This is a genomic window from Sphingomonas sp., assembly GCF_965200135.1.
Classification (GTDB): domain Bacteria; phylum Pseudomonadota; class Alphaproteobacteria; order Sphingomonadales; family Sphingomonadaceae; genus Sphingomonas.
This window is the reverse complement of record NZ_CBDATK010000005.1, coordinates 82,055-96,726: the sequence shown is the minus strand read 5'-3', so window position 1 is coordinate 96,726 and position 14,672 is coordinate 82,055. Positions and strand designations below refer to the sequence as shown.

Genomic DNA, 14,672 nt, shown 5'->3' with positions numbered 1-14,672 from the left:
TATCGCCAGTGGCCTTACGACGTCGGCCGGGCCTGCGCGGGCGCCTTACGCGGTCAGCGAGCCATGGCAGTGCTTGTATTTGCGCCCCGACCCGCACGGGCATGGCGCGTTGCGGCTGACCTTCCCCTCCCAATGTTCCGGATTGTCGCCCAGGTCCGCCGCTTCCGGCCGCACCGTCTGCAACGGCGGTAGCTGCGACCGCACCGTGCCCAGCGTGCCGCCGTCGATGTCGCGGCTGTCGTCCTCGCCCGTGAACGGGTCGAAGTGCGTGGTGATGAAGTCGGGCAGTTCGGGCAGCTGCGGCAATGGCTGCATCTGGAACTGCGCGTGCGCCACCGTGCGCGTCACGTCCTCGCGGATGCTGTCGAGCATCCGCTGGAACAGCGCGAACGCCTCCTGCTTGTACTCGTTGATCGGCGTCTTCTGCGCGTAGGCGCGCAAGTGGACGACCTGACGCAGCGCATCCAGCGTCGCCAGATGCTCCTTCCAGTGGTGGTCCAGGTTCTGGAGCAGGATCGACTTCTCGACCTGCGTCCACGTCTCGGCGTCGAGGTCCTTCGACTTCGCCTCGATCGCCTCGTCGGCCGCCAGGCGGACGCGCTCCTCGACCAGCTCGGGATCGATCGATTCTTCGGTCAGCCAGTCGTCGATCGGCGGGTCGACGCCCAGTACGCCCTGGATGCGCTCCTTCATCGCGGCGACGTCCCACTGCTCGGGATAGGAATTGGGCGGGCAGGCCTCGCCGACGATGACGTTGACCGTTTCCGCGCGCATGTCCGCCACGACGTCGCCGACCGCGTCGGCATCCATGATGTCGCTGCGCTGCTCGTAGACGACCTTGCGCTGGTCGTTCATCACGTCGTCATATTCGACGACCTGCTTGCGGATGTCGTAATTGCGCGCCTCGACCTTCTTCTGCGCGGTCTCGATCGCCTTGGACAGCCACTTCGATCCGATCGCCTCGCCATCCTCGATGTTGTTCCGCATCATCTTGGCGAACAGCGTGTCCGGGCCGAAGATGCGGAGCAGATCGTCGTCGAGCGACAGGTAGAACCGGCTCAGCCCCGGATCGCCCTGACGTCCCGACCGGCCGCGCAGCTGGTTGTCGATGCGCCGGCTCTCATGCCGCTCGGTGCCGAGCACGAACAGACCGCCGGCGGCGAGCACTTCGGCCTTTTCCGCGACGATCTCCGTCTTGATCCGCTCGATCGCGGCGTCGCGCTCCGGTCCTTCGGCCATCTGCGCCAGCTCGTCGTTGACTCTGAACTCCAGATTGCCGCCGAGCTGGATGTCGGTGCCGCGCCCGGCCATGTTGGTGGCGATCGTCACCGCCGACTTGCGCCCCGCCTGCGCCACGATGTGCGCCTCCATCTCGTGATGGCGGGCGTTCAGCACGCGGTGCTCGACGCCTTCGGCCTGGAGGAATTCGCTCAGCAGCTCGGACTTCTCGATCGAGACCGTGCCCACCAGCACCGGCTGGCCGAGGCCCGCGTGATGGCCGATCTTCTTGGCGATCGCGGCGAACTTGTCCTTGGTGTCCTTGTAGAACTCGTCCTCCTCGTCCTCGCGGCGCACGGTGACGTTGGTCGGGATCGAGACGACGTTCATCTTGTAGATGTCGTAGAACTCCGCCGCCTCGGTCGCGGCGGTGCCGGTCATCCCCGACAGCTTGGGATACATGCGGAAATAGTTCTGGAAGGTGATCGAGGCCATGGTCTGGTTCTCGGGCTCGATCGTCACGCCTTCCTTCGCCTCGACCGCCTGGTGCAGCCCCTCCGACCAGCGTCGCCCGTCCATCATCCGGCCTGTGAACTCGTCGATGATGATGACCTTCTCGTCCTTGACGATATAGTCGGTGTCGCGCTTGAACATCACGTTCGCGCGCAGCGCCTGGTTGAGGTGGTGAACCACCTGCGTGTTCTCGAAATCGTACAGGTTGTCGCCCTGGAGGTGGCCTGCGGTCTCGAGCATGCGCTCGACCTTCTCGGTGCCGTCCTCGGTCAGGATGATCGTCTTCTGCTTCTCGTCCTTCTCATAATCCTCGGGCGAGAGCTGCTTCACGACCGCATCGACCTGCATGTACAGTTCGGACTTGTCGTCGGTCGGGCCGCTGATGATGAGCGGGGTGCGCGCCTCGTCGATCAGCACCGAATCGACCTCGTCGACGATCGCCATCGCGAACGGCCGCTGCACCATCGACTGGCGATCGTACTTCATATTGTCGCGCAGATAGTCGAAACCGAACTCGTTGTTCGTGCCATAGGTGATGTCGCTGCCATAGGCGTCGCGGCGCTGTTCGTCGGTCAGGTTCGGCACGATCACGCCCACCGACAGCCCCAGGAAACGATAGACCTGCCCCATCCAATCGGCGTCGCGCGCCGCGAGATAGTCGTTGACGGTGATGACATGGACGCCGTCGCCGGGCAGCGCGTTGAGATAGGTCGCGAGCGTCGCCACCAGCGTCTTGCCCTCGCCGGTCCGCATTTCCGCGATCTCGCCACGGTGGAGGACGATGCCGCCGACCATCTGCACGTCATAATGCCGCTGGCCGAGCACGCGCCGCGCCGCCTCGCGCACCGTCGCGAACGCTTCAGGCAACAGGTCGTCGAGCTTGGTCCCGTTCGCCAGCCGCTCGCGGAAGACCGCCGTCTGACCGGCGAGATCCTCGTCGGACATCGCCTGGAGCGTCGGCTCGAAGCTCGCGATCTTCGCCAGCAGCGGGTTGAGGGATTTGACGTACCGGTCGTTGGACGAACCGAACAGCGATTTGGCAAGGCCGCCGAGCATAAGCGAGTTCCTGATACGGGAGCGTGGCGCGGCATCCGGGACGCGGCGCGAAGGACGAGCGGAAGGGGAAGCGCGCGGCCGCTATTCGCGGCGGCGGCTCAGATAGATCGGCTGCGCGGGCGCGAGCACCCAGCCCGCAGGCAGCACGGACAGGCCGGCCGGTCGCGGCAACGCAACCATCGGTCGGCCCGGCGCGACGACGTGCGCAACGCGCTCGACCACTGCGCGCTCGGCATGCTGGCTGACCGCCATCGGCACGGGCGCCGCCCGCGTCACGCCCTGCGCGCCGGTCAGCGCCGACAGCAGGGCGGAGAGGAGCAGCAGCAGGTTCACGCGCCCGACATAGGCATTGCGGGTGCGACCGTCCAGCACCGCTCCCGACGGCGGCTAGGCGGGCGGCACCGCCGGGCTCAGATCCGCCGCGCGGGGTTCGGTGCCTCGTCCCCGTCATCGTCGTCGCTGCCGGGCGAGTCGCGGCCGATGGACCCGCTCGACCCGGCTCCATCGTCTCTGCTCGATTTGCCGCTTTGCCCCTCGGTCGCTGAACCACCCTTGCGGACCTCGTCGCTCGCGCCGCCCGAACGGTTCGCCGGGGGTGCCGGGCGAAGAGAAGGCGGCGGCCCAACCCGCTTGCGCACCGTCTCTTCACCCCGCTGCGGTGCCGACAGCGCCAGGGTCGCAGGCTCGTCGGCCGACGTCGCGGGCTCATCGGTCGAAACCGTCGGCGGAGCCGGCCGACCGGCCTCGGCGCTTCGTTCCGCCAGCCTGACCAGCGGCGTGCTCACCGCATGGATCACCACCCCGAGAATGACGAGGCTGACGACGGCGCAGCAGCAGACGATGATCCACGCCAGCCGTCCGTCGCGCGCGCGTTGCTCGGGATCACGGGCTATGCTCATGGGCCTACCGCCATCGTCCTCGTCGGGTGAGCACCATTCGCGGCGATCGGGCTGCAATCCCGCTGCCTTGGCCCGGACGCCTGCGATTGGGCACGATCGGCCAGCGACACAGCGCCTATTGCGATCAGGATCGACACGCTAACGGCTCCCTTCGAACGTCACCTTGCTAGCCAACGGATCATGTAGATGTCATCCACAATCTCGCCACTGGCCCTTCCTTTCCCCGACCTCCCGCCCGTCGCCGGCGTCACGCTGCGGGTGGCGCGGGCGCGGTACAAGACGTGGGACCGCTGCGACCTGACCTACGCCGAACTGTCGCCGGGCACGGTGACGGCAGGCGTGCTGACGCAGAGCCGGTGTCCGTCGCCCGAGGTCGAGTGGTGCCGCAAGGCGTTGACGCTGGGGCAGGCCCGTGCGCTGGTGGTCAACGCCGGCAACTCCAACGCTTTCACCGGCAGCCGTGGTCGCGCCGCCGTCGAGGCGATCGCGGCGCGCGCGGCGCGGCATTTAGGCTGCCAGCCATCGGACGTCTTCGTCGCCTCCACCGGAGTGATCGGCGTGCCGTTGCCGATCGACAAGGCGGAGGCCGGGCTGGACGCCGCCTTCACCGCCGAACCCTGCGACTGGCGTGCCGCGACGGAGACGATCGGCACCACCGACACGTTTCCCAAGGCGGCGACCACCGCCGCGATCGTCGATGGCCGCCGCGTGACGCTGGTCGGCATCATCAAGGGATCGGGCATGATCGCGCCCGACATGGCGACGATGCTCGGCTTCGTGTTTACCGACGCGGCGGTCGAGCCGGCGTTCCTGCAAGCCGCGCTGGCGGCGGCCAACGCGGCCAGCTTCTCGTGCATTACCGTCGACGGCGACACCTCGACCAGCGACACCGTGCTCGCCTTTGCGACAGGCGCGGCGGGCACTGCGCCGCTGACCGAGGACAGCGACGGGGCCGACGCCTTCCGCGCCGCGCTCGCCGACCTGTGCCGTCAGCTCGCGCTGCTGGTGGTGCGCGACGGCGAAGGGGCGACCAAGCTGATCGAGGTGCAGATCACCGGCGCCGAAAGCGACCGCTCCGCCCACCGGGTCGCGATGAGCATCGCCAACTCCCCACTGGTGAAGACCGCGATCGCGGGCGAGGACGCCAATTGGGGCCGCGTGGTGATGGCGGTCGGCAAGGCGGGCGAACCCGCCGAGCGCGACAAGCTGTCGATCCGCTTCGGCAACACGCAGGTCGCGCGCGAGGGGCTGGCGGTGGAGGGCTTCGACGAGGCACCCGTCGCCACGCATCTGAAAGGCCAGGAGATCGAGATCGGCGCGGACCTTGGCTTGGGCGAAGGCAGCGCCACCGTCTGGACCTGCGACCTGACGCATGGCTACATCTCGATCAACGCCGACTATCGGAGTTAGCCTGGCCGGTCACCCTGATGATGTACAGGTGGGCATTGCTCCAGCGGGGCGAACCTGCATACCCGGCAACGGGCCGAGCCCGCGCACCTTGGTCACGTCGTCCAGTAACACCTCGCCCGACCACATGCCCATGTGGCCGAAGCCACCACCGATGCCGTGCTCGCCAGCGGGGAGCGGCGCGGCGTCACGGCCCATGAACTCGATCAGGTACGCTTGCCCCAGAACTGGCCGACAACCTGCCGCCAGACGACTGCGCACGTCGAACGAGAACCACTTCACGCGAGCGCCGTAGGGCGGCTCCGCGAGTGCTTCGGCGAGCGTCCGTGCGCCCTCGACGAAACGCGATCCCTCGAACTCATAGAGCCACACGCCCGAATGGCGCCTGGGTGCGAGCCACGGCTTACAGTCCCGCGCCGGACCGAAATAGACGAACCGCCCTTCCTCCCGTCGGCAGGACGGAGCCGCTGTCGCAGCGGTGCCCGCCTGCGCGAACAGAAGTAACTGTGCGATCACCCCAGCGCGCCCTCCAGCCACGCCTTGATCCGCCCCTTGGGCTCCGCGCCGACCTTGGTCGCCGCCGGAGCACCGCCCTTGAACAGGATCATCGTCGGGATGCCACGTACGCCATAGCTGCCGGGCGTCTCGGGATTGTCGTCGATGTTGAGCTTGGCGATCGTCACCTGCTCGCCCAGCTCCTCCGACAGTTCTTCCAGGCTCGGCCCGATCATCTTGCACGGGCCGCACCATTCGGCCCAGAAGTCGACCAGCACCGGCCCGTCGGCGTGCAATACGTCCTGGGCAAAGCTGGCGTCGGTGATCTGCTTGGTGGCCATCGGCTGTCTCCTTGTTGTCCACGATGTAGGCGCGAGCGTCGCCCGGTCCAACCACCGAACGCCTAGCTTTGCTCCGTCGCCGGCAAGCCCGGCTTGTGCGCGGCAAGCAGCGCGGGCGGCAGCGCGAACAGCGTCGGGCCGGCCGTGTAGAGCAGCGCCGCGTCGATCGTCCGCCCCGGAAAGATGACGCCGAGCGCCGCCGCATAGGCCGCCATCTGCTTCAGGTGATAGGGCGGCACCGCGTCGAGCGACGCCGGCACACGCCGCCCGGTCTTGAAGTCGACCACCCGCACGCGGTCGGGTCCCACCAGCAGCCGGTCGACCGTCCCGGCGACCACCAGCCCGCCCTCGATCACCGCCGTCACCGGCGCCTCGGCCAGCGACTCGGGCCCGAACAGGTCGGCGAAGCGCGGGTCGCCGATCACCGCGCACACCCCACGCGCGATCTCACCGCGCACGCCAGCGTCCGTCACGCCGCCCGTCTCGCGCAACCAGCGATCCGCCGCCGCCGCCCGCAGGTCCGGCGCGACGCCGGGCAGCCGCTCGAACAGGGCGTGGAGCAGCCGCCCCCGCTCCGCCGCCGCCCGCGCATCTGCCGAGGGCGGCGGGTCGGCGACCATGTCGTCACCCAGCGCGGAGGGCGCGAGCGGCCGCGCCGGCCGCGCCTCCGACGGCGCGTCGCGCCGCGCCCAGTCGGGCACCTCGATCGTCACCGGCATGGCGACCTCGACCGGGGTGCCCGCCTTGGCCGCCGAGGCGTCGCCGCCCGCATACACCCGCTCGCCCGCCCCCTCCGCGACGCCGAGCGCGGTCAGCGCCGCCGCCGCCGCCGCGTACCAGCTCTGCGGCGCGGGCACGCCCTTGGCGCGCGGGCCGAGCGCGCCCGCGATCACCAGCTGTTCCTCCGCGCGCGTCGCCGCGACGTAGAACAGCCGCCAATGTTCCTCCAGCTCGCGCGCCTTCACCGCCGCGATCGCCGCCTCCAGCGGCCCGCCCGCCTCGTCCTTGCGCGGCGCGAAGATCGGCAGCGGCGGGGCGGCGGAGTCATAGGTCCACGCGATCGTCGATCGCGGCGACTGGGTCGGATCGACGGTGGCGTCCGCCAGGATCACCAGCGGCGCCTGCAACCCCTTTGCCCCATGCGCGGTCATCACCCGAACCGCGTCGAGCGGCGCCGACGGATCGCGCACGATCTCCACCTCGCCGCGATCGAACCAGTCGAGGAAGCGCTGCAACGACGGCGTCGTCGTGCTCTCGAACGTCAGCGCCGCGTTGAGCAGTTCCTCGATCGGGTCGCGCGCCTCCGCGCCCAGCCGGGCCAGCAGCTTGCGGCGACCGTCCAGCGGTCCCGACAGCATGGCTTCCAGCAGCTGATAGGGCGTGGCGAAGTCGGCACGGCCGAGCATGTCGGCCAGCGGCTGCAACCGCTCGGCCGGCTGCGTGCGTTGCAGATGCCGCCACAGGCTGCCCGACTCGCGCGGCGCGGCGGCGAGCAGGTCGTCCTGCGTCCACCCGATCAGCGGCGACACCAGCAGCGACGCGAGGCTAAGATCGTCCTCCGGCTGCAGGACGAAGCGCACCGCCGCCAACAGGTCCTGCACCGCCAGCGGCGTGTTTAGCCGCAGCCGGTCGACGCCAGCGACCGGCACGCCCTCCGCATGCAGCCGCGCGACCAGCAGCGATGCGAGGTCGCCGCGCCGCTTGACCAGGATCATCACGTCCTGCGCCTCCAGCCGCGAACCGTCGCGCTTTCGCATCGCCGGATCGTGCAGCCAGCGCCGCACCGCCTTGGCGACGTCACCCGCCAGCTGGCGGACCGGTTCGTCGATCCAGCCCTCTTCCCCACCCTTGGCATCGGGATCGCCACCCGCGATCACCGGCGGCCACAGCGTCACGCGGCCGGGACCGGCCACCTCGCTGCGGTGCGCTTCGATCGGCTCCAGCATGCCGAGACCCGGCGCGGGGATCGCCGCGACCGCCGCGTCGACGAACGCCAGGATCGGCCGGGTCGAGCGGAACGACTGGACCAGCGACAGCCGGTGCATCGGCAGCCCGCGCTCGTGCAGCGGCCAGTCCTCGTCGCCCATCGCGTCCGCCGCGCGCTCGCCGAAATAGCGTGCCGCCGCCTCGAACTGGACCGGATCGGTGCCCTGAAAGCCGAAGATCGCCTGTTTATAGTCGCCGACCGTGAACAGCGTCCGCGTCTCCGGCGCATGGATGCCGCGCCCGACGAAGAACTCGTCCGCCAGCGCGCGCACGATCGCCCATTGATGCGCGTTGGTATCCTGCGCCTCGTCGATCAGGACATGCGCGGTCGCCTGATCCAGCTTGTAGCGCACCCACTCGCCGATGCCCGGCTGCTGGAACAGCCGCACCACCGTCTGAATCAGGTCGTCGAAATCGACCGCCCCCGCCCGCCGTTTCGCCGCCTGATAGGTCCGCGCGTAGTCGCGCCCGACCGCCAGCGCATCGGCGAGCAGGTCCGCATAGCGTCCGCGCTGCAACAGCGCCGCCAGCTCGGCGCACCGCCCCTGCAGGCCCTCCGCCTGCTCGGCATAGCCCTCGTCCTGCGGCGCCCAGCCCTTCGCGGTCGACCACAGCTTGCCGAACGCCTCCAGCCCGGCGGCGCGCGCGATACCGTCCAGTTCGATCCACCGCTCGATCGCGCCGGCGCGGGTCTGCCCGCGCGCGGTGCCCCAGGCGCGGTTGAGCGCGGCGATCTCGCCCAGCGCATCGCAGTCGAACGCGGCGCATTCCTCGGCGACATGTGCGGCGATGTCGCCGCTCGGCAGATCGAGCTGCCGCCGCAGCCATGGCTGCACCCCGCTCGGCATCGCCTCCAGCGCCGCACCCTTGCGCGCGCATTCGATCAGGAACCCCTCCGCGCCGCCCTCGCCCAGCCGCAGGCTCAGCTTGCCGATCACCTCGACCGGGCGGGTCCGGCCCTCGCTTTCGGCATCCGCGAGCATCGCCGCCAGCGCTTCGCGCTGCAGCCCCGCCTCCTCGCGCGCCTCCAGCGGCCGGAACCCCGGCGTCAGCCCCGCCTCGACCGGAAACGCCGCCAGCAGTCCCTGACAAAAGCCATGGATGGTCTGGATTCGCAGCCCCCCCGCCCGGCGCGTCCAGCACCTTGGCGAACAGCGTCCGCGCCATGTCCTGCTCGGCCGGCGTGCCCCGCTCGCCCAGCGCGTGGAGGTCCGCCGCCAGTTCGGTGCGCGGCATCCTGACCCAGCGCGCCAGCCGATCGCTGATCCGCCCCGCCATTTCCGCCGCGCCCGCCTTGGTAAAGGTCAGGCACAGGATTGCCGCCGGATCGACGCCACGCAGCAGCAGCCGGAACACGCGCGCGGCGAGCACCTGCGTCTTGCCCGTCCCCGCCGACGCCGAAAGCCAGACATGCGCCGCCGGGTCGGAGGCCGCGGCCTGATCGCCCTTCAGGTACGGCAGCGGTTTGAGGGGCGACCCGGCGCTCACCGCTTTCCTCCCCCGCTTTGCGGGGGAGGGGGACCGCCCGGCGCAGCCGGGTGGTGGAGGGGAAACCCGGCTCGCAATCGTTGCGCCCCCGCCGTCACGGGCTGGCGCGCGCGCCACCTCCCCCGCAGAGCGGGGAAGGAGATGAGAGGCCTACTCCCGCCCATACCACTCGTCCCGCCGCATCAGCTGGTCATAGTCCGCATAGGGCGCGTATTCCGGCACCAGCTTCGCCGTGAACGCGCGCGTGCCGGTCAGCCAGTCGTCCGCCGCCGCCTTGAAGTTGCGCTCGGCGATGGCGACGAACTCCTCGGTGACGATGCGGTTGTTCTTGCCGCCGGGATCGCACGGCGAGACCACCGCGCCGAAGCCGCCCTTCGTGTTCTTCGCCAGTGACCAGTATTCGAACGCCGTCGCCTTCCCCGTCGCACCCGCGAACCCACCCCGCTCCGCGATCAGGCCGAGCAGCCCCAATTGCTGCGAATAGCCCTCCCGCACCGCCGTCGCGGACGGCGCCTTCCCGGTCTTGTAGTCGACGATCGCCAGCCCGCCGTCCGCGGCGCGATCGATCCGGTCATAGCGGCCCGACAAGGTGACGCCCGTGCAGCGCGATCTCGCCCTTGCCCTCCGCGCTGACCACTACCCGGCCCTCGCCCGCCTGCGCCGCCATCCGGTCGGCGATGAACTGCACCGCCTCCAGCAGCCGCGGCTGCCACAGCGCGCGCATCAGCGGGTGCGTCTCCTCCGACGCCAACAGCGCCGTCGCGCGCGCCATCAGCTTGTCGGGCGCGCAATCGTCCTCGACCCACCATTGCTCCATGATGGCGTGGACGGCCGTCCCCCGCCATGCCGCGCTCGGATCGGCGTCGACCGGATCGAGCGGCAGCAGCCGCAGCACCTGCTTGGCGTAGAACGCATAGGGGTCCGCCTTGAGCCGATCGAGGTCCGTCACGCTCAACCGGCGCGGCCGCAGCTCGGGCGACGGCACGGGTTCGGGCCGGGCGGCGGGCGTCGGCTCCCCGGCCGCGTCGAGCGCGCGCGTCCAGCCCTCCAGCGCGCTCGCCCGCGCGAACCCCTCCCCCGCCATCGCCTGCAACCGCAACCACAGCCGCGACGGCAACCGCGGGGGCGCCACCGTCGCGAAGCGACCGCGTCACCAGCACCTGCGGCGCGCCCAGCCCCTGCCGCGAAGTCGTGGCTCGCGACGCCGATCCTGCGCTCCAGCCCCGGCAGTCCCAGCTGCGCGCGGATCGGCGGCGCCAGCCACGGGTCGGGCGCCGGCCGGCCCGGCCACACCCCCTCGTTCAGCCCGCCCAGCACGAACAGGTCCGCCGCCTGCAACCGCGCCTCGATCAGACCATAGATCGCGAGGCGCGGATGCCCCCGCCCCGGTGCCGGCCGCACCGCCACCTCGTCGAGCAGCGTCCGCAGCAACGGCGCGATCTCGTCGGGATCGACCGTCGCCGGGCCGGCGGGCGCCTCCGCCTCCAGCGCGGCGAGGAAGTCCGCCGCCGCGCGCCCCGCCGGACCGCTCCATAAGGCATCGCCGCACAGCGCCTGCGCCGTCTCGCGCAGACAGGCGAGCAGCGCGGCCAGCGGTTGCGGCCCGTCGCCATAGGTCCGCTCCAGCGGTTGCAGACACGCCGCGACCTCCGGCCAGAACAACGCCGCGCCCTTCTTCAGCGCGCCGCCGATCCCGTCCAGCCCGACCGCCGGGCGCGGCCCGCGCAGCTGCCGGTCGATCGCGCGGACGCCGTCCAGCCAGGCGAGCCGCGCGTCGCCGCTCCTGACCAGCGGATGCTTGAGCAGCGCCAGCAGCGGCAACGGCGACCAGCGCCCCGCCGCCGCTTCCGCCAGCAGCAGCAACAGCGTGCCCGGCGGCAGGATCGACAACGGCCGCCCCGCCGTGTCGTCGATCTCGATCCCCCAGCGGCGGCAATGCGCCGTCACCCGCCGCGCCAGCGCGCGGTCGGGCGTGACCAGCGCCGCCGTGTGCCCCGGCTCTTCCAGCGCCCCGCGCAACGCCAGCGCGATCGCCTGCGCCTCCTCCGCCGGGGTCGCCAGCGCCGCCGCCTCGACCCCGCCCAGTCGCCGGTCGGCCGCCGGCAACCCGGTCCACTTGCCGGTGAACGCCGCCGGGGCCAGCGCATTGGCGATCGCTCGCGCGCGCGCCGAGTCGGCATCGCGGCCGCCGGCATCGCCGGTCGCGACGTCGCGCCACGGCGTCACCTCGCCCCGCCCCGCCCCGATCCGGTCGAGCAGCAGCTTGAGGTGAAACTGCGGATGCGTCTCGATCGACCGGCGCGTCGTGCCGGTCTCCGGGTTCGTCGGATGCGGCCCGAGCGCGTCCCATTCCTCCTGCGGCATCGCCAGATCGAGCCCGGCGAACACGACCGACCCGTGCGGCAGTTCCGCCACCCGCCGCAGCAGCCGCGCCACCGCCGGCGCGGCGTCCGTCACCCCGGCCGCGCAGACCAACCCGGTCGGCGGTACCGCGCGCCAGCGCCGCTCCGCCCGATCGAGCAGCCGGTTGCGCCGGTCCGCCGCGTCGATGCACCCCCGCGCCGCCAGCTCGCCCGGCCAGCGATCCAGCACCACGCCGAACGTGGCGAGCGCGCGCGCCCAATGCTCGGACAGGTTCTCCGCCAGCTCGATCTCGCGCAACCGTGACGGCGCGACCTCCTCGACCAGCAGCTGGTCCAGCGTCCGCGCCAGCTCGCCCGCCAGCCGCACCGCCTCCGCGCCGTCGACCGGCTGCCCGGCGCGTGCGCGCTCCTCCTGCACCAGCCGCGCCAGCACCAGTCGTCGCCGATAGGGATCGACCGCGGGCGGGATCGGCTCGCCATCCGCCGGATCGAGCGCGGCGCCCAGCGCCTCGCCCGCCTCCGGATCGCCCAGCGCCACCAGCCGGGGCAGCAACAGGCCGCCGTCGCTCGCCCGCACGAACCCATCGGTGACCGCGCGCACCGCCCGGTTGTTGGGCAGCAGCACCGTCGCGCGCGCCAGCGCCAGCGGGTCCGGCCCCGCCCGCCGCCGCAGTCCCGCGACCAGCGCATCGGCGAACGCCCGGTGCGGCGGGATCGTGTAGAGCTCCAGCCTGCCCGGCGCCCGCTCAGCCATCCAGCAGCATCGCCTCCGTCCGCCCGATCGCGGCGGGCGTGCCGACATCGAACCACAGCCCCTGATGGACCTGCCCATAGGCGCGTCCGGCGGCGATCGCGCGGGTCCAGAACAGGTTGGTCGAGAACGGCCCCTCCGGCCAGTCGGCGATCAGCCGCCGGGTGAAGGATCTGGATGCCCGTCCACACCATCGGCGCCACCCGCCCCGGTCGCCGCCGCGAGGTGATCCGCCCGTCGGGCGCCAGGTGAAAGTCGCCCTGGCCCGTATGATGATGCGCGCGCGCCAGCGGCACCATCAGCAGCAGCGCGTCCATGATCGCATCGTCCCAGCGCGACGCGAGCAGCCTGATCGCGTCGACCGGTCCGTCCAGCCAGTAATTGTCGCTGTTGACGCACAGGAACGGCTCGTCCCCGAGCAGCGGCAACGCCTGCGCCAGCCCGCCGCCCGTCTCCATCAAGCGCCCGCGCTCGTCGGACACGACGACCTCCAGCTCGCCCGCGACGCGGCGCAGATGCGCCTCCATCGCGTCCGCCAGGTAGTGGACGTTGACCACCGCCCGCTTCACCCCCGCCGCGCGCAGGTGATCCAGGACGTGATCGATCAGCGTCGTGCCCGCGATCCCGACCAGCGGCTTGGGCCGCGTCACCGTCAGCGGCCGCATCCGCGTGCCCAGTCCGGCCGCCATCACCATCGCGGTGGTCGGCACGCTGCCGCCGGGATCTGGCCGCAGCGACTTCACCCTCGTCATCGCGCCAGCACCTTCGGATCGCCGCGCCGCTCGGGCGGGATGTTGGCGTCGAACCAGGCGGCGACCGGCGCCAGCACGGGCTCGCTCAGGTCGCGCTCCAGATAGGCCCACACGCGCGGGCACAGTCCGGCGTAGCGCGCCTTGCCGTCACGCTTCCATAGCCGGGTGAAGATGCCGACGATCTTCGCGTTCCGCTGCGCGCCGAGCACATGATAGGCGCGCATGAAGTCCGCCCCCGCCCCCGTCGCCGCGCGATACCGGGCCAGCATCGCCGCCTCCACGCTCGGCTCGACCTCGCGTCGCGCGTCCTGAAGCAGCGAGACGAGATCATAGGCCGGATGCCCCGCCAGCGCGTCCTGGAAGTCGAGCAGCCCGAGTCGCTCCTCCGCGCCCACCAGCATCAGGTTCTCGGCATGATAATCGCGCAGCACCGTGACCGCCTCGTCCGCGAGCGCATGCCCCAGCACCTCGTCCCAGGCGGCGGCGTAGCCCGGCGTGTCGACCGTCAGCCCGACCGCCGGGCAATACCATTCCGGCAGCAACCCCGCCTCACGCTGCAACACCGCGCGATCATAGGGCGCGAACGGACCCGCCGGATGCCGCGCCAGCTCGACCAGCAGGTCCACCGCCGCCTCGTAATATTTGACCCCCTCGGCCGGCGCGGCGTCGACCGCCTCGCGCATCCGGGCGTCGCCGAAGTCTTCCAGCAGCACCAGCCCCGCCTTCGGCGCCGCGCCATGGATGCCCGGCGCCGCGAACCCCCGCTCGTTCAGCCAGCCGGCCACATCGAGGAACGGCTGCGGGTTCTCGTGCGGCGGTGGCGCGTCCATCAGGATCGCGCGCCGGACACCGTCCACGACCCGGAAATATCGCCGAAACGACGCATCACCCGCCAGCGGCGTCACCTGCGCGCCGGCCCAGCCATGCGCGTCGAGAAAGGCGGCGGCTCCGGCCGGCGGGGTCATGTCGGCCATCGGCCCTCCCATGCCGCCGGCACGTCGGCTGTCAAGCGACGCCCCGCGCCCTCGGTCGACAGCGTGAGCCGAAGTGCGTCCGGCCAGCGTCCGCCCGCCCGCTCCGGCCACTCGACCAGCAGCACCGAGTCGGCCAGCGCTTCGTCTAGCCCCAGTTCCTCCAAATCGTCCGGATCGCCGATGCGGTACAGGTCGACATGCAGCACCGGCACCCGCACCTCGGGCGGTGCATAGGGCTGCACGATCGCGAACGACGGCGACGGCACCTCGCCCGCCACCCCCAGTGCCGCGAGCAACCCCCGCGCCAGCGACGTCTTCCCCGCGCCCAGCTCACCCACCAGCGCGATCACGTCGCCGGGCCGCACCAGCGCCGCCAGCGACGCCCCGAACGCCGCCGTCGCGGCGGGATCGGCCAACATGACGGACATG

The 14,672-nt window shown here is 71.3% G+C and carries 8 protein-coding genes and 3 pseudogenes; 1 reads left to right on the top strand and 10 read right to left on the bottom strand.

Going from position 1 to position 14,672, the window contains the following annotated elements:
* Positions 1 to 45: 45 nt before the first annotated feature.
* The 3 genes from secA to ACOFKS_RS04410 form a co-directional block, all read right to left on the bottom strand.
* Positions 46 to 2,787 (bottom strand): preprotein translocase subunit SecA, encoded by a 2,742-nt coding sequence (gene secA / locus ACOFKS_RS04420; protein WP_419808036.1) that lies wholly within the window; start codon positions 2,785 to 2,787, stop codon positions 46 to 48.
* An 81-nt stretch (positions 2,788 to 2,868) separates the two neighbouring features.
* The gene (locus ACOFKS_RS04415; RefSeq protein WP_419808035.1) at positions 2,869 to 3,159 is read right to left on the bottom strand and encodes a hypothetical protein; all 291 of its coding nucleotides are present in this window, start codon (positions 3,157 to 3,159) and stop codon (positions 2,869 to 2,871) included.
* Between the two features lie 38 nt (positions 3,160 to 3,197).
* Positions 3,198 to 3,686: a hypothetical protein gene (locus ACOFKS_RS04410; protein ID WP_419808034.1), complete on the bottom strand. Its 489-nt coding sequence runs from the start codon at positions 3,684 to 3,686 to the stop codon at positions 3,198 to 3,200.
* Positions 3,687 to 3,872: 186 nt separating this feature from the next.
* On the opposite strand from ACOFKS_RS04410, the gene argJ reads away from it, so the two are divergent.
* Entirely contained in the window at positions 3,873 to 5,096 is a 1,224-nt protein-coding gene (argJ, locus tag ACOFKS_RS04405; RefSeq protein ID WP_419808033.1) for a bifunctional glutamate N-acetyltransferase/amino-acid acetyltransferase ArgJ, read from the top strand.
* Between the two features lie 9 nt (positions 5,097 to 5,105).
* Here the strand turns inward: argJ and ACOFKS_RS04400 are convergent, their stop codons facing one another.
* The 7 genes and pseudogenes from ACOFKS_RS04400 to tsaE form a co-directional block, all read right to left on the bottom strand.
* Positions 5,106 to 5,609, bottom strand: coding sequence for a hypothetical protein (locus tag ACOFKS_RS04400; RefSeq protein ID WP_419808032.1), 504 nt, complete (start codon positions 5,607 to 5,609; stop codon positions 5,106 to 5,108).
* Complete coding sequence (gene trxA / locus ACOFKS_RS04395) at positions 5,606 to 5,929, bottom strand: thioredoxin TrxA (RefSeq protein WP_419808031.1); 324 nt, start codon at positions 5,927 to 5,929, stop codon at positions 5,606 to 5,608. Before trxA ends, ACOFKS_RS04400 begins: the two co-directional genes overlap by 4 nt.
* A gap of 62 nt (positions 5,930 to 5,991) precedes the next feature.
* Positions 5,992 to 9,403 (bottom strand): annotated as a pseudogene (addA, locus tag ACOFKS_RS04390) (double-strand break repair helicase AddA).
* Between the two features lie 150 nt (positions 9,404 to 9,553).
* Positions 9,554 to 12,520 (bottom strand): annotated as a pseudogene (gene addB / locus ACOFKS_RS04385) (double-strand break repair protein AddB).
* Positions 12,513 to 13,269: pseudogene (locus ACOFKS_RS04380) on the bottom strand (nucleotidyltransferase family protein). The pseudogenes addB and ACOFKS_RS04380 overlap by 8 nt, the downstream one beginning before the upstream one ends.
* A complete protein-coding gene (locus ACOFKS_RS04375) occupies positions 13,266 to 14,234 on the bottom strand; it encodes an aminoglycoside phosphotransferase family protein (protein WP_419808075.1) in 969 nt (322 codons plus the stop codon). Before ACOFKS_RS04375 ends, ACOFKS_RS04380 begins: the two are co-directional and overlap by 4 nt.
* A complete protein-coding gene (tsaE, locus tag ACOFKS_RS04370; protein WP_419808030.1) occupies positions 14,231 to 14,671 on the bottom strand; it encodes a tRNA (adenosine(37)-N6)-threonylcarbamoyltransferase complex ATPase subunit type 1 TsaE in 441 nt (146 codons plus the stop codon). The genes ACOFKS_RS04375 and tsaE overlap by 4 nt, the downstream gene beginning before the upstream one ends.
* Between the last annotated feature and the right edge of the window lies 1 nt (position 14,672).

Bases quoted from the DNA above. Each gene is read 5' to 3' on its own strand.
- ACOFKS_RS04410 (WP_419808034.1), bottom strand. From the start codon at position 3,686: ATGAGCATAGCCCGTGATCCCGAGCAACGCGCGCGCGACGGACGGCTG.
- secA (WP_419808036.1), bottom strand. From the start codon at position 2,787: ATGCTCGGCGGCCTTGCCAAATCGCTGTTCGGTTCGTCCAACGACCGG.
- ACOFKS_RS04375 (WP_419808075.1), bottom strand. From the start codon at position 14,234: ATGACCCCGCCGGCCGGAGCCGCCGCCTTTCTCGACGCGCATGGCTGG.
- argJ (WP_419808033.1), top strand. From the start codon at position 3,873: ATGTCATCCACAATCTCGCCACTGGCCCTTCCTTTCCCCGACCTCCCG.
- trxA (WP_419808031.1), bottom strand. From the start codon at position 5,929: ATGGCCACCAAGCAGATCACCGACGCCAGCTTTGCCCAGGACGTATTG.
- tsaE (WP_419808030.1), bottom strand. From the start codon at position 14,671: ATGTCCGTCATGTTGGCCGATCCCGCCGCGACGGCGGCGTTCGGGGCG.